Origin of the sequence: Campylobacter sp. BCW_4341, from assembly GCF_001764255.1 — a bacterium.
Taxonomy (GTDB): Bacteria; Campylobacterota; Campylobacteria; order Campylobacterales; family Campylobacteraceae; genus Campylobacter_D; species Campylobacter_D jejuni.
This window is the reverse complement of sequence record NZ_MKAH01000030.1, coordinates 34,413-54,935: the sequence shown is the minus strand read 5'-3', so window position 1 is coordinate 54,935 and position 20,523 is coordinate 34,413. Positions and strand designations below refer to the sequence as shown.

14 protein-coding genes are annotated in these 20,523 nt (G+C 31.9%); 7 read left to right on the top strand and 7 right to left on the bottom strand.

Annotated elements, in window-relative coordinates:
* Positions 1-11: 11 nt before the first annotated feature.
* Positions 12-587 (top strand): ribonuclease HII, encoded by a 576-nt coding sequence (locus AJN70_RS04480; protein WP_044778570.1) that lies wholly within the window; start codon positions 12-14, stop codon positions 585-587.
* Here the strand turns inward: AJN70_RS04480 and AJN70_RS04475 are convergent, their stop codons facing one another.
* From AJN70_RS04475 to AJN70_RS04465, 3 genes are all read right to left on the bottom strand, one after another.
* Positions 588-2,033 carry a glutamate synthase subunit beta gene (locus tag AJN70_RS04475; RefSeq protein ID WP_070295534.1) on the bottom strand — a complete coding sequence of 482 codons (1,446 nt, stop codon included), beginning with the start codon at positions 2,031-2,033 and terminating at the stop codon, positions 588-590.
* A 9-nt stretch (positions 2,034-2,042) separates the two neighbouring features.
* Entirely contained in the window at positions 2,043-6,533 is a 4,491-nt protein-coding gene (gltB, locus tag AJN70_RS04470) for a glutamate synthase large subunit (protein ID WP_070295533.1), read from the bottom strand.
* A 134-nt stretch (positions 6,534-6,667) separates the two neighbouring features.
* Complete coding sequence (locus tag AJN70_RS04465; RefSeq protein ID WP_070282612.1) at positions 6,668-7,975, bottom strand: Na+/H+ antiporter family protein; 1,308 nt, start codon at positions 7,973-7,975, stop codon at positions 6,668-6,670.
* A 203-nt stretch (positions 7,976-8,178) separates the two neighbouring features.
* Between AJN70_RS04465 and AJN70_RS04460 the strand changes: the two genes are divergently transcribed.
* Both AJN70_RS04460 and AJN70_RS04455 read left to right on the top strand, forming a co-directional pair.
* Positions 8,179-9,417: a sulfite oxidase gene (locus tag AJN70_RS04460; protein WP_070282614.1), complete on the top strand. Its 1,239-nt coding sequence runs from the start codon at positions 8,179-8,181 to the stop codon at positions 9,415-9,417.
* A 5-nt stretch (positions 9,418-9,422) separates the two neighbouring features.
* The gene (locus tag AJN70_RS04455; protein WP_002853099.1) at positions 9,423-9,764 is read left to right on the top strand and encodes a monoheme cytochrome C; all 342 of its coding nucleotides are present in this window, start codon (positions 9,423-9,425) and stop codon (positions 9,762-9,764) included.
* 25 nt (positions 9,765-9,789) lie between these two features.
* Here AJN70_RS04455 and gyrB read toward each other — a convergent pair whose 3' ends face one another.
* From gyrB to dnaA, 3 genes are all read right to left on the bottom strand, one after another.
* Positions 9,790-12,099 (bottom strand): DNA topoisomerase (ATP-hydrolyzing) subunit B, encoded by a 2,310-nt coding sequence (gyrB, locus tag AJN70_RS04450; RefSeq protein ID WP_070295532.1) that lies wholly within the window; start codon positions 12,097-12,099, stop codon positions 9,790-9,792.
* Between the two features lie 28 nt (positions 12,100-12,127).
* Positions 12,128-13,195 (bottom strand): DNA polymerase III subunit beta, encoded by a 1,068-nt coding sequence (gene dnaN / locus AJN70_RS04445; protein ID WP_002855594.1) that lies wholly within the window; start codon positions 13,193-13,195, stop codon positions 12,128-12,130.
* 159 nt (positions 13,196-13,354) lie between these two features.
* Positions 13,355-14,677, bottom strand: a complete 1,323-nt coding sequence (gene dnaA, locus AJN70_RS04440; RefSeq protein WP_070295531.1) for a chromosomal replication initiator protein DnaA — start codon at positions 14,675-14,677, stop codon at positions 13,355-13,357.
* Between the two features lie 95 nt (positions 14,678-14,772).
* Between dnaA and ruvC the strand changes: the two genes are divergently transcribed.
* The 4 genes from ruvC to AJN70_RS04415 all read left to right on the top strand — a co-directional run bounded on the left by ruvC (position 14,773) and on the right by AJN70_RS04415 (position 19,452).
* Positions 14,773-15,255, top strand: coding sequence for a crossover junction endodeoxyribonuclease RuvC (gene ruvC / locus AJN70_RS04435; RefSeq protein WP_011050020.1), 483 nt, complete (start codon positions 14,773-14,775; stop codon positions 15,253-15,255).
* 203 nt (positions 15,256-15,458) lie between these two features.
* Positions 15,459-18,035, top strand: coding sequence for a flagellar hook protein FlgE (gene flgE / locus AJN70_RS04430; protein WP_070295530.1), 2,577 nt, complete (start codon positions 15,459-15,461; stop codon positions 18,033-18,035).
* A gap of 248 nt (positions 18,036-18,283) precedes the next feature.
* Positions 18,284-18,667: a preQ(1) synthase gene (queF, locus tag AJN70_RS04420; RefSeq protein WP_070209957.1), complete on the top strand. Its 384-nt coding sequence runs from the start codon at positions 18,284-18,286 to the stop codon at positions 18,665-18,667.
* Positions 18,668-18,804: 137 nt separating this feature from the next.
* Complete coding sequence (locus AJN70_RS04415) at positions 18,805-19,452, top strand: outer membrane beta-barrel protein (RefSeq protein WP_070295529.1); 648 nt, start codon at positions 18,805-18,807, stop codon at positions 19,450-19,452.
* A 35-nt stretch (positions 19,453-19,487) separates the two neighbouring features.
* Here AJN70_RS04415 and AJN70_RS04410 read toward each other — a convergent pair whose 3' ends face one another.
* Complete coding sequence (locus tag AJN70_RS04410; protein ID WP_002860843.1) at positions 19,488-20,117, bottom strand: hypothetical protein; 630 nt, start codon at positions 20,115-20,117, stop codon at positions 19,488-19,490.
* Between the last annotated feature and the right edge of the window lie 406 nt (positions 20,118-20,523).

Here is a 20,523-nt window from a genome sequence, read left to right as displayed (position 1 = left end):
TTTAGAAAAATTTGAAAACTTTATTTGACACAAAAGAACTTTTAAACGAATTTGACATAAATTTAATTGGTATTGATGAAGCAGGACGCGGTGCTTTGGCAGGTCCTATGATGATGGCAGCTTGCAAACTGAACAAAAAACTTCATGGGTTGTGTGATTCTAAAAAACTAAGCGAAAAAAAACGCGAAGAACTTTATGAAATCATCATCAAAAATTCAAACTATCTCATACTTGCTTTTTCTTCAGAGCAAATCGACGCACTAGGCTTAAGCACTTGTTTAAAAACAGGCTTAAAGCTTATAAAAAAGCATTTTAAAACAGAAAATAACTTCTTATATGATGGAAAGACCAACCTAGGTATAAATGGGATAAAAACACAAATCAAAGCCGATACTAGCATTTTGCAAGTAAGTGCAGCTAGCATACTTGCAAAAGTTAGTAAAGATAGGGTGATGAATTTCTTAGCTAAAGACTTTCCTTGTTATGAATTTGAAAAAAACAAAGCCTATGGCACAAAAGCTCATAAAGAACTTATAGCTAAATTTGGAATTTGCAAACTCCACCGAAAAAGTTTTAAACTTTTATGATTATTTTGCTAAATTTTGATGCAAACTCAAAGCACATTCTATACCATCTTTTATAGCCCAAACAACTAAAGATTGTCCTTTTCTAGCATCTCCACAAGCAAAGATTTTTTTATGAGTGGTTTGGAAATTTTCTGTGCTTATGTTGTTTTTCTCATCTAATTTCACTCCAAAATTTTTAGAGATAGCTTCTTCGCACCCGCTAAAACCCATAGCTAAAAGCACTAAATCCGCTTTATAAGTTTTTTTAGAATTTGAAAATTCGACATTTATAGCTTTGCCTTCTTTAAACTCGCGTTTTAAATCATTTGCTTCAACGCCTTCTACATGAGTTTTTCCTAAAAATTTCTTTGTCATTTTTTGATATTCCCTAGGATCTTTGCCATATACAGCAATGGCTTCTTCTAAACCATAATCAGTAGTAAAAATGTCAGCTTTTAAAGGCCAAGGATTGTTTTGGCTTCTTTGCAAAGGTCTTTTTGGACTTCTTTCAAAACGCACTATAGATTTAGCCCCTTGTCTTGTCGCTACAGCGATACAATCCACACTTGTATCCCCACTTCCTATAACCAAGACATTTTTACCTTTGGCCGTATCTGCACCCTTGCCTGTTTTTAACAAAGTTTTGGTATTTTGCGTTAAAAAATCAAGGGCAAATTCAACCCCTTTTAGCTTTCTACCTTCTATATCAAGATCTATAGGCTTACTTGCTCCTGTACAAAGCACCAAAGCATCAAATTCTTTTAGAAGTTTTGAAACCTTATCTTTGCTGTCTATATTTTCATTCACTTTAAATTCAATCCCGCTTTTTTTAAGCAAATCCACCCGTCTTTGAACTATACTTTTATCAAGCTTCATATCAGGGATGCCATACATCAAAAGTCCGCCTATTTTATCGCTTCTTTCAAAAACACTTACTTTATAACCTAGTGAATTTAAAGTATTAGCACAAGCAAGTCCAGCGGGTCCACTTCCTATGATAGCGATTTTTTTGCCATTGTATTGCTTAGGTTTATTTACTCTTACTAAATTTTCTTTAAAAGCATTTTCTATAATGGATAATTCATTATTTTTGATACTCACACTTGTACCATTTATCGCACACACACAAGAATCCTCACAAGGAGCAGGGCAAACACGACCGGTAAATTCAGGAAAAGGATTAGTAAGTTCAAGTCTTTCATAAGCTTCTTTCCATAAAGAATGATAAATAAGATCGTTCCATTCAGGAATGAGATTGTTTAAAGGACAGCCTATATCTTTTCCTTCGCTCATCACGCCCGTATGACAAAAGGCCACACCACAATCCATACATCGTCCGCCCTGAATTTCTTGTTCTTTTTTATCCAAAGGTATAGTAAATTCTTTGTAATTTAAAATCCTTTCTTTAGGAGCAATTTTTTTAAAATCCATTCTTTTAAAGTCTAAAAAACCTCTTGCATTTCCCATTTTTACTCCTTATTTTTGCGTGATTTTCAAAAATGCTGCTAAATTTGGATCTTTTTCATTTTTACAAAGATCAAGCATTTTTAACATCTTTTCATAATCTCTTGGCATGACTTTAAAAAAGTCTTTTTTATCGAATTTTTCTAAAATATCTTTAGCCTTTTTAGAATCTGTATAAGCGATATGTTTTTCTATCACAGCTTTTAATTCTTTTTCATCCTTAGCATTAAGATCTTTAATATCCACAAGCTCGGTATTTACATGAGCTTCATTGTGTCTTCCAAAAATATAAACAACGCCCCCACTCATACCAGCAGCGAAATTCGCACCCACATCTCCAAGAACTACAACTTGCCCACCTGTCATATATTCACAACCATGCACGCCTGTTCCTAAAACCACAGCTAAAGCTCCTGAATTTCTTACACAAAATCTTTCCCCTGCTATACCATCTAAATACACTTCACCTTTTGTAGCTCCATATAAACAAGCATTTCCTGCGATGATATTTTCTTCAGGCGAAAAAGTAGCTTCATTTGAAATTTTTGCTATGATTTTACCACCACTTAAACCCTTGCCTAAATAATCATTGCTATCGCCTATAATCTCAAGTTTAATGCCCTTTAACAAAAACGCTCCAAAGCTATTGCCTGCATTGCCTATAGCTTTGATATGGATACTATCTTCATCTAAAGCATCTTTTCCATAAGTTTTTAAAATTTCACTTGAAAGCATAGTTGCAAAAGTACGACTTTGATTTCCTACTTCTAAAGAAAGTTTGATAGGCTCTTTTTTCTCCACAGCATTTTTACAAAGTGGTAGTAAAATTCTATAATCAATCGTTTTTTCAAGTTTATTGTCTTTATAATCTTTAAAATGCACAGCAGTTCTATTATAAGTAGGCAAGGATTTTAAAATTTTATCTAAATTTAGCTTTCCTGCTTTACCTTGCACACTTTTTTGGCGGAGTTTATCCACACGACCTATCATATCATCTAGGCGTTCAAAACCAAGCCTTGCCATGTATTCTCTAAGTTCCTCGGCTATAAAATACATGAAATTAATCACATCATCCACTTTGCCTTTGAAACGATCTCTAAGTTCTATATCTTGAGTAGCTATACCAAAAGGACAGGTATTTAGATGACAAACTCTCATCATCGTACAACCTAAAACAATCAAAGGCGCGGTTGCAAAACCAAATTCTTCAGCTCCTAAAAGTGCCGCTATGGCTAAATCACGCCCATTCATAAGCTTTCCATCAGTTTCTAATCTTACCCTATCTCTAAGCTTATTTAAAATCAAAGTTTGATGTGTTTCAGCCAAACCTAACTCCCAAGGAATTCCTGCATGCGGTATAGAAGTTCTAGGACTTGCACCTGTACCTCCATCATAACCTGAAACAAGGATTAAATTCGCTCCTGCCTTAGCCACACCTGCAGCAACCGTTCCTATGCCATTTTCGCTTACAAGTTTTACTGAAATTTTAGCGTCTTTGTTAGCATTTTTTAGGTCATAAATAAGTTGAGCTAAATCTTCTATAGAATAAATATCATGATGAGGAGGTGGGGAAATAAGCGTCACACCTGCAGTAGAATGTCTAGCCTTAGCTATCCAAGGATAGACTTTAAAGCCCATTAATTGTCCGCCTTCACCTGGTTTTGCGCCTTGAGCGACTTTGATTTGAATTTCTTTTGCATGACTTAAGTAGTTTAAATCCACGCCAAAACGCCCACTTGCTACTTGCTTAATGGCTGAGTTTTTATCCACACCCTCTTTGATTTCATAGCGTTCTTCATCCTCGCCACCTTCACCTGAATTTGATTTAGCACCTATTTTATTCATAGCCTGTGCTAAACACTCGTGTGCTTCTTTAGAAATAGAACCATAACTCATCGCTCCTGTTCTAAAGCGTTTAACTATACTTTCTACGCTTTCAACCTTATCTATACTGATAGCTTCACTAAAATCAAATTCCATCAAAGAACGCAAATTAACTTGTTTTTCATCTACTAAAGCCGAGTATTTTTTAAAGCTTTTATAGTCTTTGTTGCGGCAGGCTTGCTGAAGATTAAAAATCACAAGCGGATCGATTAAATGTTCTTCTTTAGCACTTCTAAAACCATGAATTCCTTTAGAATCTAAAGCCTTATGTGTATCGTTAAAAGCATATTTGTGTAAAGCAATGAGCTCTTTTTCAAAATCTTCTAAATCCATACCTTCAATGCGTGAAGTTGTAGAAGTGAAGTATTTATCAATCACCTTAGAGCTTAAGCCCAGACATTCAAAAAGTGCAGAGCCATTATAACTTTGCAAGGTAGAAACTCCCATTTTAGAAGCAATTTTGACTATGCCACTTGAACTTGCCTTGATGAAATTTTCTACCGCCTTTTCATAACTTAAATTTAAATCTTTATTGGCAATGAGTTTTTGTATGCTCTCATAAACCAAATAAGGATTAATAACAGTCGCACCATAGCCTAAAAGACATGCAAAATGATGAATTTCTCTAGGTTCACCACTTTCGATGATAAGACTTGTGTGTGTTCTTAAATTTTTTCTTACTAGATGATTATGCACTCCAGAAACAGCAAGCAAAGCGGGGATATAAGCGTTTTTTTCATCCACTCCTTTATCGCTTAAAATGATAATAGAAACACCTTTTTTAACCTCATCTTCTATCTTAACACAAAGTTCATCTAAAGCCTTTTCTAAAGTTTTTTTAGAATAATCATAAAGTATAGAAAATTCTTTAACTTGAAATTTATTTAAAGCCTTAACTTCAAAAAGTTCTTCATTACTTATCACAGGCAAGGCTATTTTTACACGTTTTGCATTGTTTTCATCGGGTTTTAATAAATTGCCTTCACTTCCTAGATAAATCCTTGTAGAAGTAACGATCTCTTCTCTTATGGCATCAAGAGGAGGGTTAGTTACTTGTGCAAAAAGTTGTTTAAAATAATTATACAAAGGTTGATAAGTTTTAGAAAGTATAGCCAAAGGAGTATCTACACCCATAGCTGCTATAGCTTCTTTACCATTTTGAGCCATAGCAGCCACACTCATTTTAAGCTCATCATAACTCCAACCAAAAGCTTTTTGGAGTTTTAAAACCTCATCTTCTTTTAAAAACTGATGTTTATAAACTCCGCTTTTTTGTTTTTCAAGTTCAACTAAATTTTTAAGCCATTTTTTATAAGGCTTAGCATTAGCATAATGCTCTTTGATTTCATTATCAGCTATAACCCTACCTCTTGCTGTATCAACGAGTAAAAGTTTTCCAGGTTCTAAGCGTTTTTTAGCTTTGATATTTTTTTCATCAAGTTTTAAAGCCCCTGTTTCACTTGAAAGTATGAGCATATCATCTTTTGTAAGATAATACCTTGAAGGACGAAAACCATTTCTATCCAAACTCGCCCCCATAATCACTCCATCAGTAAAAACTATAGCAGCAGGTCCATCCCAAGGCTCCATCAATAAAGAATGATACTCATAAAAAGCACGCTTTTTGCTTTCCATATTTTCATTTTTATGCCAAGGTTCTGGCACCATCATCATAAAAGCTTCTTCTAAAGTGCGACCATTTAGAGCTAAAAATTCTAAAGTATTATCAAACATTGCAGAATCACTGCTAGGTTTAGCTATGATGGGAAAAATTTCATCTAAATTTTCAAAATACTCACTTTGCATCAAGCCTTCTCTAGCTCTTATGCTATCAACATTTCCGCGTATGGTATTAATCTCTCCATTATGCACCATATAACGGTTTGGATGGGCTCTTTCCCAACTTGGGAAAGTATTAGTCGAAAAGCGAGAATGCACCAAAGCAATGGCTGATTTCATATTGACATCTTTAAAATCAAGATAAAAATCGCTCAATTGAGTTGAAAGAAGCATTCCTTTATAAACTATGGTGCGTGAAGAAAAACTTGAAAAATAAAATTTTGGCACATTAATAGCTCTTTTTTCTATAAGTCGACGCGTACTATAAAGCACTCTTTCAAACTCAAGTCCTGCACTTATTTTACTTGGTTTTTTCACAAAGGCTTGTAAAAAATAAGGCATAGCTTTTAAAGCACTTGCACCTATATCGCTAGGATTAAAAGGCACTTCTCTAAAACCTAAAAATTCAAGTTTTTTATCCTTTAAACCTTGTAAAAATATTTCTTTTGCTTCTTCTTTTGCATCAGTATTGGGTGATAAAAACATCTGTGCTACACCATAATCACCCTTTTTAGGAAGTTCAAAACCCAATTCTTGAGTTTTAAAAAAATCATGTGGAATTTGGATCAAAATCCCTGCCCCATCACCTGAATTTTCTTCAGCTCCTGCACCACCTCGGTGTTCAAGATTCATCAAAATTTCTAAAGCATCACAAATAACCTTATAAGAGGCAATACCGCGTATATTAGCAATTGCAGCGATACCGCAGGCATCATGTTCGTTCTTTGGGTGATATAAACCTATGCTTTGATTATTTTCTAGGATATTTTCTAAATCCATTCTGCTCTCCTTATAAGACTGATTTAAATTTTGTTAGCTTTATAAAGGATTATAGCATATATTTTTTTAAAATCGATATAATTTTTATCTTAAAAATAAATAAATTAAAAAATATTTTGATAGATTTGTAAAAATTATAAAAACATGGCGATAATACTACCTAAAATCAATAATGGGCCATTATAAAAAATAAAAGTTGGTATGCAAGTATCTTTAATGTGATCGTGTTGTTTATCAGCATTTAATCCTACAGTAGTTCCCATGGTTGTTTCACTAGCTGGACTTCCTGCATCTCCTAAAGCTCCTGCTACTCCTAAGATAAATATAATAAGTGCTGTACTAAAACCAAGTTCCAAACAAATAGGACAAAAAAGCGTAGCTATGATAGGTATAGTTCCAAAAGAAGTACCTATACCCATAGTGATGATAAGTCCTATTAAAAGCATAAAAAATACTGCTAAAAATTTACTTTGTTCCATCCAAGGAACGACTGAATTTACAAGCTCTACTACTGATCCACTTTCTTTTAAAACTTCTCCATATCCTGCAGCAACAAGGATAACAAAAGCTATAAAACCCATCATTTTAAGCCCATCATCAAAAACTTCATTGACTTTTGAAAATTCAACTCCACCCAAAATAACCATTAAAACAAAACCCAAAAGCCCTGATAAAGGTAAATTCATAGTCAAAATTTGCAAAATTAAAGTTAAAACAAGCCCAGCTAAAACGCCCCATTCCTTACGAGTCATTTCAAGATTTTCTAAATTTACTTTAGCAATTTCTACTTCTTGATATTCTCTTGGCTTACGATAAAACACAAAAAGCGCTAGAAAAAGTCCTGTTATCATACAAATAGCAGCAAAATACATAGTATTTGTAACATCATTTAAAGATACACTTACATTATTTGCATTTAAATTATCTTTTAAAAGATCTTGAAAAGTAAGTCCAAAGCCTACTGGCAAAACCATATAAGGCGTAGTAAGTCCAAAAGTTAAAGCACAAGCAACCGCTCTACGATCGATTTTAAGTTTATTAAAAAGACTTAAAAGAGGTGGAATTAACAAAGGTATAAAAGCCACATGAATAGGAATTAAATTTTGAGAAAAACAAGAAATCAAAGCTATAAACAAAAGCAATAAATATTTTTTATGAGATATAAAATGGCTTACTATCTTAATCAAATATGCAGTTAAATTTGTCTTTGAAATCGCTGCGGCAATGGCTCCTAAGAGTATATAGCTAAGAGCTGTTTTTAAATTTTCTTTCATTCCGCTTATAAGTATATTCATAGTATCTACGAGTTCAAGATGAGAAAATACACCTGCAACAAGAGCTGAAATCAAAAGACTCAAAAGCACATTAAAACGAAGCAAACAAAGTAAAGTCATCAAAACAACACTGATAATGATAGGATTAGTAAGTAAAGTCAAAATCATTCCTTAAATAATTTTAAAAATTTAATTGTAGAAAAAACTTAGTTAAAATGTAATAAAACTCGAACATATGATGATTTTATTTAATATGTAAAATTATAAAAATAATTAATTTTTTTAATTTAAATAATTAATATAATTAATTATTTAAATTTTTAAAATTTATAATAAAATAAAAGATTATATACATATTTAAGGATATTTCAATGAAACAGAACGATCAAAAAGAAAATCGTAGAGACTTTCTAAAAAATATAGGACTTGGTTTATTTGGCATTAGTGTATTGTCAAATTTTTCTTTTGAGAATTTTTTAGGAAGTAAGGCTTTGGCAAAAGAATTACCTGATTTTAAAATAGAAGGTAAAAAAGATCTTATCTATCATGGTGAAAAACCATTAACAGCAGAAACTGAAATTTATGCTCTTGATTCTGATTTTACAAAACCTGAAAATTTCTTTGTTAGAAATAATGGCTTACCACCAAGCCTAGAAACGATAAAAGAAAGACTTCATAAAGGTTGGACTTTAGAAATCGATGGAGAAAGTATTATCAATAAAAAATCTTACACCATAGAGGATTTAAAAAATAAATTTAAAACCTATACTTATGCCTTAACAGTTGAATGCGGTGGAAATGGTAGATCTGAAGTTATACCTAGCACAAAAGGAACTCAATGGGGTTATGGTGCAGTAGCTTGTGGTAGATGGACAGGAGTGCGTTTAAAAGATATTTTAAAAGATTGTGGCATCAAAAATGATGCGGTGTATATCGGATATTATGGTATAGATACAAAATTAAACGGTGAAGAAACTTCACCTATTAGTAGAGGGGTTCCTATTTCTAAAGCTTTACAAGATGAAACTTTAATTGCTTGGGCTTATGAAGGTAAAGATATTCCTTTAGTTAATGGCTATCCGCTTAGACTTGTTTGCGGTGGTTATCCTGCAAGTACAAGCGGTAAATGGCTTTATAAAATTTCAGTAAGAAATAAAATTCATGATGGTGAAAAAATGGAAGGTTCTTATAAAGTTCCTGTAAATCCAGTAAAACCAGGAGATTTTAACTATAAAGGCGAGATGAAAATCATAGAATCAATGCCTATAAGATCTGTAATTACCAATATCAAAAATGGTTCTGAAATAAAAGCAAATAAAAAATTTGAAGTTAGAGGTAAAGCTTGGGCTGGCGAACTTGAAGTTAGTGAAGTTTATGTAAGCAATGATTATGGCGTAACATGGACTAAAGCAAAAGTAGAAAAACCATTAAATAGATTAGCATGGCAAAAATGGAGTGCTCAAATATCAATACCGACAAAAGGATATTATGAAATTTGGGCAAGAGCTATCGATAGTCAAGGTAACAGTCAACCTATGGTTTTAGCACAGTGGAATCCAGGAGGATATATCAATAATGCATGCCATAGAGTTAATGTTTATGGAGTTTAAGTATGGTGAAAAAAATTATATTGATCTTAGCATTGTTTTTAAGTGCAAGTTGGGCTCAAAATCTTGAAATTAACCCTGATACAGGATTGATTATCGATCCTGATTCACCTTTAGTGGAAGCAAATTGTTTAGCTTGTCATGGATCCAATCTCATTACCAACATGCACGCAAGTAGAAAAGCTTGGTTAGCAGCTATAAGATGGATGCAAGATAGTGAAGGACTTTGGGAAATAGAACCTGAAGATGAAGAAAAAATTTTAAATTATCTTGAAAAATATTATGGAGAAAAATACGATACAAGAAGAAGAATTCCTCTAGCTATACTCTTACAAAACAAAACTCATTGAAGAAATCATTTCTTCAATGATAAATTTACACATCCAAATGTTTTACATCTTTAGCGTGTGCTTGGATATAATCGCGTCTTGGTTCAACCTCATCACCCATAAAGAGATTAAAGGTATCATTTGCACTTTGTGCATCTTCAATAGTAATTTTTAAAAGTCTTCTTACACTTGGATCCATTGTGGTTTCCCAAAGTTGCTCAGGATTCATTTCCCCTAAACCTTTATAGCGTTGTATAGTAGCGCCTTTTTTAGCATTGGTTTCAACATCTTCAAGAACTTCTAAAATATCTTTATCAAATTTCAAGCCTCTGTCTTTAATCTTATCAAAAATATAATTTGCTTCTTCATATAATGGATGAGTGAAAAGTTCTTCGTTGATCACAAGTTCTTCTAAGCCATTTTGAGTTTGAACGAAAGCTCGAATTTCATTTTCATTGATATAATGATTTAAGATATTGTGTCCTTGTGTTTCTAAAAATTGTTTGATTGCACTAAATAATTCTTCATTATTTCCTTTGACTAAATTTGAATTTTCTATCATATAGCGTATTACAGAAATTACATTAAAACGCTTTTCAAGATCTTTTAAAATCACACGATAAGCTGCGACGATTTTTAAATAATCTTTTAAATCATTCATTCCTATACCTTCATAGTTTAAACCTTCTATTCCCGTTTCTATCAGGTATTCACTCAAAGCTTTTTCATCTTTTAAATAAATTTGCTTTTTAGCTTTTTTATAAAGATATAAAGGTGGTTGTGCTAAATAAATATGTCCATTTGCCACAAGTTCATTCATAAAACGGAAGAAGAAAGTTAAAAGCAAAGTTTGTATATGTGATCCATCAACATCCGCATCTGTCATGATGATAATTTTATGATATCTAAGTTTTGAAAGATCAAAATCTTCACCTATACCACAGCCAAAAGCGGTAATCATATTTTGAATTTGCTCAGATTTTAAAATTTTATCCAGTCTTGCTTTTTCAACATTTAAAATTTTACCACGCAAAGGCAGTATAGCTTGGAAAGATCTTTCTCTACCTTGTTTTGCAGAACCTCCTGCAGAATCCCCTTCCACAAGATAAATTTCACTTTCACTTGGATCTTTACTTTGACAATCAGCTAATTTCCCTGGTAAAGTTCCTACGCTTAAACTTTCTTTTTTACGCGTTAATTCTCTAGCTTTTTTCGCTGCTTCTCTTCCACGTGCTGCCATTAAAGCTTTGTTCATTATAGCTTTAGCTTCGATAGGATTTTCTTCAAAATATTTAGTCAAATACTCAAAACTTGCTTTTGAAACTATAGGACGCACATAAGTTGAACCAAGTTTTCCTTTGGTTTGTCCTTCAAATTGTGGTTCAGGCACCTTTACACTTACAACAGCGATCAAACCTTCACGCACATCTTCACCCGTGATTTTATTATCCTTTTCTCTAGCACTTGCATTTGCTTCTATATAGTTACTTATCACACGAGTTAAGCCCATTCTAAAACCAGCTTCGTGTGTTCCACCATCTGGGGTTTTGATATTATTTACAAAAGAGAGTAAATTTTCACTATAAGTATCATTGTAAAGCAAAGCTATTTCAACATTCACATCTTCTTCATCTACGCTAAAGAAAATTGCTTTAGTTAAAGCTTCTTTTTTATTTAAGTCTGTAACAAACTGAGAAATTCCACCTTCAAAGTGAAAACTTTCATGTTTGCCTACGCGGTTATCTTTAAAATTTATAGTGATTTTTGGATTTAAGTATGCAAGTTCACGAAATCTTTTAGCCAAAATTTCATAATCAAATTCAGTTACTTCAAAAATTTGATCATCAGGCCAAAATTCTATAGTTGTTCCTGTTTTTTTACTTTTTCCTATCACACCAAATTCACTGATAACTTTACCTTCTGAAAATTCTTGACGATAAATTTCTCCATTTCTTTCAACTGTAGCTACAAGTTTTTTAGAAAGTGCATTTACAACCGAAACCCCAACACCGTGCAAACCGCCTGAAACTTTGTAAGTATCTTTATCGAATTTTCCCCCTGCATGAAGGACAGTTAAAACAACAGTTAAAGTTGGCATATTTTCAGTTGGGTGCATATCAACAGGAATACCACGACCATTATCACTAATTATACAGCTTCCTTCAGTAGTGATTTCTACATCTATAGTATCACAATGTCCTGCCATAGCTTCATCGATAGAATTATCCACAACTTCATAAATCATATGATGAAGTCCGCCTATGTTTGTATCTCCTATATACATACCTGGGCGTTTTCTAACAGCTTCTAAGCCTTTTAGGACTTTAATATTACTCGCACCGTAATTTTCTTGCATATTTTTCCTTTATCTTTTACTTGTTTTATTACAAAATCATAGGCATGATAATCATTGATAGTCCTTGGGATTTGACTATAAATGCTGAATTAGGTTCATTTACACTTAAAGTGAATTTTTCTTCTTCTATAGAAGTTAAGAAATCAAGTAAATATTTGATTTTTATAGTAAGATTAAATTCTTCACTTACTCCTGTTTGAATTTCAAGCTCTGTTTTTGCTTCCATATTGTCTAAACTTATACCTTCAAAGATGATTTTATCTTTGTTAAAATGAAGTTTCATTTTTTCAGTTACAACGCTGATTTTTTTAAGACTATCTATAAAATCTTCAGTTGAAAAACTGAGTTCTTGTTTGAAAGTTTTTGGTATAACTTTTTCATAATCTGGAAATTTATCGTTAATAAGTTTTGTAAAGAATTCGAAATTTTCATTTTTAGCGATAAGCATATTTTGATCATAAAAAATTTCTATTTTTTCATAGAAAAGTTTTTGCATTTCCATGATAGCCTTTTTAGGGATACTAAAACTAAATTCTTGATTATTTGCTTTTTCTAAAGTATAGATTGCAAGGCGTTTTGTATCAGTTCCTACGAAGTTAATTTTATCTGTTTTTATATCTAAAAATGCACCATTTAAGGAGTATTTTGGATTGTTTGTATCAATACTTGGTAATATCTTTTTAAGAGAACGACTTAAGTCACTTGAATCAATGTCAAATTGGTTTTTTCCTTCTGTATTTGGAAAATTTGGAAAATCTTCATGATTAAACATAGGAAGTTTGTATTTTGTGCTTTTTTGTCTTATAAATAAGAAATTATCAATGGTTTCTAAAACAACTTCTTCATTATTTAAGCTTTTAATAACATCTGCAATACTTTTTGCGTTTGCAGTAGCAAAACCACTTGATTCTACGCGGATTTTTTTTATTTTATAGTTGATACCTATTTCATAATCACTAGCTCTAATAAGAAGTTTATCTTCATCAGCATGAAAAAAAAGATGAGAAGTAATGGTGCTTGAGTCTTTTTTTTCTACATAAGCATTACATAAAATCACTGCAGATTCTAAAGTATTTTTATTGATACTTAACTTCATTTTTTCTCCTTGGTTTATTTTAATTTTAAATTCGTTGTAATAATAAGCTTGTTGAAATTGTGAAATTCTTCAAAGCAAAATAATCAAATTTGTATTTTATCATACTTTGCTTAATTTCTTTTTTTCACACCCTAGAATTTATTTTTCACATCCTTTCACTTAACTTTGACTTTTAACAAGAATTTTGTTTTTAAGTTCTTCGATTTTTGCTTTTAAAGAAGCATCATTTTCTATCATTTCTGTGATTTTTTTAACATTATGTGAAATAGCCGTGTGATCTTTCATTTCAAAATAATTTGCAAGTTGTGGCATAGTCAAAGCTGTAAGTATCCTAGCTAGGTAAATCACAATGCGTCTTGCTGTGACTATATTTTGAGTTTTTTTATTGGATTTCACATCACTTGGTTTGATGTTAAATTCCTTACATACCAAAGATAAAATGTCATCTATAGTGATATTTTCTTTCTTTTCTTTGATATGATCTTTCATCACACTTTTGGCAAGTTCGAGTGTGATTTCTTGTCCTAGTATGGTTGCATAAGCATTTAAACTTATAATGATACCTTCGATTTCTCTTATATTATCCCCTAAAGAAGTGGCGATATAGTTTATGATATCATTAGAAAGATTGATATCATTAAATTCACATTTTTTTCTTATGATGGCTATTTTTGTATCTAGTTGAGGTGGAGTTATATCAGCTATGATCCCATGTGCAAAACGACTTTTTAAGCGTTCGGTTATACCTTTTAGCATGTTGGGTGGATTGTCTGAAGTCATGATGATTTGTCCATCGTTATTTTTGATTTCATTAAATATAAAGAAAAATTCTTCTTGAATTTTATCGGTTTTTCCTAAAAACTGCACATCATCTATAAGCAAAACATCGCAGTTTCTATACTTTTCATGAAATTTATCTAAAGAGCCACTTTTTAAATTTGAAGTAAAATCATTGATAAAATTTTCACTGGTAGCGTAAATAACTTTTTTTCCCATTTCTAAGCTTGCATTTCCAACTGCTTGAAGTAAATGTGTTTTTCCAAGTCCTGTAGGCCCATAAACAAAGATAGGATTATAAAGTTTTCCAAGCTTGTCTTTATGTGTTATAGCTTTACATGCTCCATAAGCGTATTTGTTAGAATCCCCCACAACAAAACTTTCAAAAGTAAAAGAAGGATTTAAAATCGTGCTTTGTGCCTTTATATGAGCTATGTCGATTTTTGTGCTTTTGTTACTTTGTTTAGCACTTTGTGCTTGTATGTTTATGATAGCTTTATTTCCGCTTTGCACTTCATAAAAATGCGCAATTTTTTTGCCGTATTTTGTTTGTATGAATTTAGCCATGAGTTCATTTGGAGCGTTAAAAACCAAAAGATCTGCTTTGCTTTGCTTTTCGTTGAATTTTAAATTTGATAGGTAGTTTTCGTATTCATTTTCGCTTAATTCTTTTTTTAAATTTTCAAGTATTTGGCTTGGATTCATAATCTCTCTTTAAATTTTGCATAATGTATAAATTTTATCTTAAATTTCATAAAAAAAGGTTAAAATCCGCTTTTGTATTTTATTTTTCAAAAGGTATGAATTTGAAAATTTTAGGTATAGATCCAGGTTCGAGAAATTGCGGTTATGCTATCATAGAAGCCAACAAAGGAAAAAACATTCTCATAGAAGCAGGACTTATAAAGATAAAGCCGAGTACCTTACAGTATCAAATCACAGAGCTTTGTGAGGGTTTGGATTTAATTTTTAAAAACCATTCTTTTGATGAGGTAGCCATAGAAGATATCTTTTTTGCTTACAATCCAAAGACCGTTTTAAAACTCGCACAATTTCGTGGAGCTCTATCTTTAAAAATTCTTCAAATTCATGGAGATTTTGCAGAATACACTCCCTTACAAGTGAAAAAAGCCGTTACAGGAAAAGCTAAAGCAACCAAAGAACAAGTTGCTTTTATGGTAAAAAGACTTTTAGGACTTAGTAAAGATATCAAGCCTTTAGATATCACAGATGCTATCGCAGTGGCTTTAACCCATGCAGCAAATTTAAGAGTTAGGGTATGATTTTGGTAATTTTCATTACATAAAAGTCCAAAGCTTCATAAACTCCTAAAATACCTTTAAATTTTTTCTATATTTTTTATAAAATTTCCTAAAAAATTTTAAAAGTTGGAACAGAACTTGCTTGTAAAAATTCACATAAAACGCAAAAGTTTTTTAAAGCCAAAGCGTTAAAATTTAAAGCAATATTTTATAAAGGATTTAAGATGATGAGATCACTTTGGTCTGGCGTAAGCGGACTACAAGCACATCAAGTTGCGATGGATGTTGAAGGTAATAACATTTCAAATGTTAATACCACTGGTTTTAAATACTCTCGTGCAGATTTTGGGACTATGTTTAGCCAAACTGTGAAAATCGCTACAGCGCCAACTGACGGAAGAGGTGGATCAAACCCACTTCAAATCGGTCTTGGTGTTTCAGTAAGTTCTACAACTAGAATTCACTCTCAAGGTTCAGTTCAAACTACAGATAAAAACACTGACGTTGCTATCAATGGTGATGGTTTTTTTATGGTAAGTGATGATGGGGGTCTTACAAACTATCTTACAAGAAGTGGGGACTTTAAGCTTGATGCTTATGGAAATTTTGTAAATAATGCAGGCTTTGTGGTTCAAGGATGGAATATAGACTGGGGTACTCAAAGTATAGATAGTTCAAGAAGCCCACAAAATATTTTCATCGATCCAGGTATGCATATCCCTGCAGCACAATCAACCGAAGTGGCAATAAAAGCAAATTTAAATAGTGGGCTTAGTATAGGCACAGCTAGCACCCCTTTATATGCACTTGATTCTGTTCATGGATATAATGTAAAAACAAGTGAAACTAAAGATGAAAACGATACAGGAACAACTCAGTTTTATACTACTTCTAAAAATTCAGTTGAAGTAACTGAAAAAGGTGTGGATGCGGCTTCTTTATTTAATTCTAATGGTCAAGGGCTTAATCTAAGAGATGGACAAGGAATTTGGGTTTCGTATTCAGATGCAAAGTATTCAACTAATCAGGCAGGTTTAAATGCTTTTGATTCAAATTTGCATCAAAATCAAACTGCAGCTTTTTGGGGAAATGACAATCAAAAAACAAAATTAAGCATAGTTCTAAATGGTGTTAAAATAGAAAATGAAAATATAACAAGTATAGATGAAGCTATAACTTATATTAATACTTTTACAGCTTCTAATGACACAAGAACAGGAACTGGAGTAAAAGCGGTTAAAAATAAAGATGGAAGTGGAATTGATTTTGTCAATACAAATTCTGATGGTACCACAGATAGTATGAAAAATATCAATCTTGTAGTAAATGCTGACAATACTGCAGGTGAAATTTGGACTGTTACATGGGATGATAATAGTAGCAGTTTTAGTAAATATGAAAATAAAAAAGAGGGCAATAAAACTTTATGGACAGCTACTGAAATGGATACAGGTCAAAATGCTGGGAAAATAAAAACAGGTGGAGAAACAAATAAACAAATTATCACTGCTCATAAATATATTTATAGTTCTTCAGCCCAAACTCTTCCTCCTATGTATAATCCTGATGGAGGTTATTCCTATATTCAAGGAACAACAAATGGTGGAAATACTACTTGGAATGGTACAGATACAGCTAGTGTGGGTTCACAAAATTATTATAATGCAGTGATGAATGGATCTTTGTTAAATACCAATGTAAGGACTTTTCATACTACTGAGGATTTAAGAGAGCTTTTACAAAGAGATGCAAGATATGGGGTTGATTATGATGGAAGTGGTTCTTTTGCTGCAGCAGATGTAAATGAAAATGTAAAAGTGGTGGTAAATTCTTCAGGGGCTTTTTCTATAACTAATGTCAATGAAACTAAAACCAGTCCAGCTCTTACAAATACACAAGGAGCATTAACCTTTAACGCTCATAACATGAATTTTAATATTACTGCTTATACAGACGAGAAAGGCACTGTAAGTACCAATGATGCTTTTACAAAGATCTTTAAAGGTCTTGATGGTTCTTTTCCTGCAGGAAATCAAGTTAAACAAAGTGAACTTTTAAAACTTTCTGCTTTTTCAGCTGGACTTGAAATTTATGACTCTTTGGGTTCAAAACATACTTTAGAAGTGCAGTTTGTCAAACAAAGCACCACTCAAGATGGGGGTAATGAATGGCAAATGATTATCCGTGTGCCTGAACCTGCAGAGATTAACACTACAGGAGAAGGTCCGAACAATATTATAGTAGGTAGTGCAAGATTTAATAATGATGGATCTTTATCAAACTACACTCCAAGAACTATAAATTTCTCACCAAACAATGGTGCCGCACCAAATCAACAAATCAAACTTTCTTTCGGAACAAGCGGAAGTAATGACGGCCTTGTGAGTTCAAATTCAGCTTCAACTTTAACTTCTCAAGCAACTGATGGTTATACTTCAGGAAACTTAAAACCTGATGCAATCCGCGTTGATGATAAAGGTAATATCTTAGGCGAATTTACCAATGGTAAAACTTTTGCAGTAGCAAAAATAGCTATGGCTTCAGTGGCTAATAACTCAGGTCTTGAAGAAATAGGTGGAAATCTTTTCAAAGTCACTGCAAATAGTGGTTCTATAGTAGTAGGTGAAGCAGGAACAGGTGGTCGTGGTGAGATGAAAACCTCAGCTCTTGAAATGTCAAATGTGGATTTAAGCCGTTCTTTAACTGAACTTATCATCATTCAAAGGGGTTATCAAGCAAACTCTAAAACCATTTCAACGAGTGATCAAATGCTTCAAACCTTGATCCAGCTTAAACAATAATTTAAGCTTAGTATTCTATAAAATATTGTTTTTTGCTCCCTTAAAGGGAGCAAGCCTTGCTTTACAAGCCTATCTTGGTAGTCTTGTAATACTAGGCTTAGGCTTGAACTGCCTTCAATTTATTGCTAACTCACTCTTGCTAGGGGTGAGTTGCAATAAAATTGCATTTTCTTATCTGTATCATAATCGTTTTAAAAACTTATTTTGTTATAATTTTTGCTCGAAATTTAAATTTTTAAGGAAAATCTATGCGTTATGGTGAAAAAGAAATCAAAGAATTTGATGTAGAAAATATGGAAATTTGGCCAAATGATGCGAAAAATGACTATATCATTAAAATCACTTTGCCTGAATTTATGTGTACTTGTCCGCGTTCGGGTTATCCTGACTTTGCAACGATTTATCTTGAATATATGCCTGATAAATTTGTGGTTGAGCTTAAGGCGATAAAGCTTTATATCAATACTTTTATGTATAGAAATGTTTCACATGAAGCAAGTATCAATGAAATTTATAATACTTTAAAAGATAAATTAAAACCAAAATGGATTAAAGTTGTAGGGGATTTTAACCCGCGTGGAAATGTGCATACGGTAATAGAATGTCGTAGTGATATAGTTGTTCCAAAATAATATTTGAGTAAAATATTCACATATTTTTATGTAAAGATTAAATATTTTATAAAAAATTCTTATTTAATCTTTGAAGAATATATAATATAAAAAGATCTAAAATTTTTAGATCGAATTTTATTATAAGGAGTTAGGTTATGAATAAAAAATTATTAAGCATTGTCGCAAGTGCTACTTTGTTTTCAAATTTGGCTTTAGCAGATGAGAATTCCGGTTTTTTTATAGGTGCTGATGCAGCTTGGATGCATGCTCAAGTAAAAAGTGAGTTAAAGCATAATAAAACAACTAAGCAAATTTTCAATGGAGATATTTCAGGCAATGTACCATCGTTTGGTCTAAAACTTGGATATCGTTTAAATGAAAATCATAGAATTTATGCTGGTTATAATTATTCTGATGAATTTAGTGATTTTATCAAAACTCCTAAAATTCAAATCGAAGGTGATTTTACTACACATAAATTTTTAACAGGTTATGATTTTACTCCTAAGCTTTTTGAAAAAACCAGAGCTGTTTTAGGTGTGTATGGAGGATATGCAAGAACAGATCTTACCTTAAAAACAAGCTTTTTATCTTTGTCGCAAAATTTTGACGGTTATTTTTATGGAGCGAAAATAGGTGCTTTATATGATTTGACACCACATAATGAAATAGAATTAGGCTTTAAAGCAGAGCAAATTCATTATAATTCTAGAAATTTTTATCAAAATAAAGTGGGTTCAAACTTTTACGATCCTAAACAAACAAATTATGGTGTATATTTAGGATATAATTATAAATTTTAATCTAATGCAAGTTTTTATAACTTGCATTAATGAAATCAACCTCCACCGATAAAGTATTTTTCTACATCATCAAGTAATTTTTCACAAATTTGAGAATCTGTATTTTTTTCTACTATAAGATTTATATAAGTTTTAGTATCTCTAAAGCTTCCTGCTGATTTTGAATTTTCGCGAGTGAGTTTTTGGGTGTCTCTAGTGTATTCTATATTGATGTTAAATTTTAGTGCAGCGCTTGCTTCTCCTAAATTTGTTTTTACTACTACATTCATTTTAGAAGCTTTAGCGAGTGTGGCTTGGGTTTTATTTATGATTTCTTTAAAGCGTTGGCAAGATCGTATGAGTGTAGCGATAAATTTGTTATCAAGCCCCTCATAAGCTACTTTAAGTTTGTTTTTGATATCTTTTGTACTTTCTTTTTCAGGGGCGACAAAAACCATATAAAAACCATTTTTTATAGCTACATTGTCTGTTTTTACATCGCGTCCACTTGACATAACTTTAACATAAATGGCATTATCAAGATAAACACGATCTACCATAGGGCCATAAATTTCGTATTCTTTTTTTCGGACTATGACTTCACGGGCTAGCATATTTAATTTTACATTGGCTTCGTGAATAACAGGTTCCATTTCTTTTTTAATCTCTAAGAGTTCTTTTAACATCAACATCCTTTTTGTTACTTAAAATTACAATTATATCAATAATTTTCTTAATTTAAGAATTTTACAAATACATTTACTAAAAATATGATACATCAAGGATTAGTTTTAACAAAGGAGGAAAAGATGAAGCAAATTTGTAAAATTTCAAATCCAGTCCAATAAAAAAGTAAAGACAATACTTTTAATCTGCTACTGCAACTCTCACTTTAAAACTCAATTTTATTTTTAATCATTTTTTACATTTTTAATTTTTTATCATTGTTGTTAAGTTTTTGAAATTTTATTCATTTAGTCTATTTGGTTTTAAAGGATTAAATCATGAAAGATAATAAAACATAATCTTTGATACCACTTTGCGTGATGTAGAAAATGCGATTTAGAAGAAGTGGTTATGGCGATAAAAACT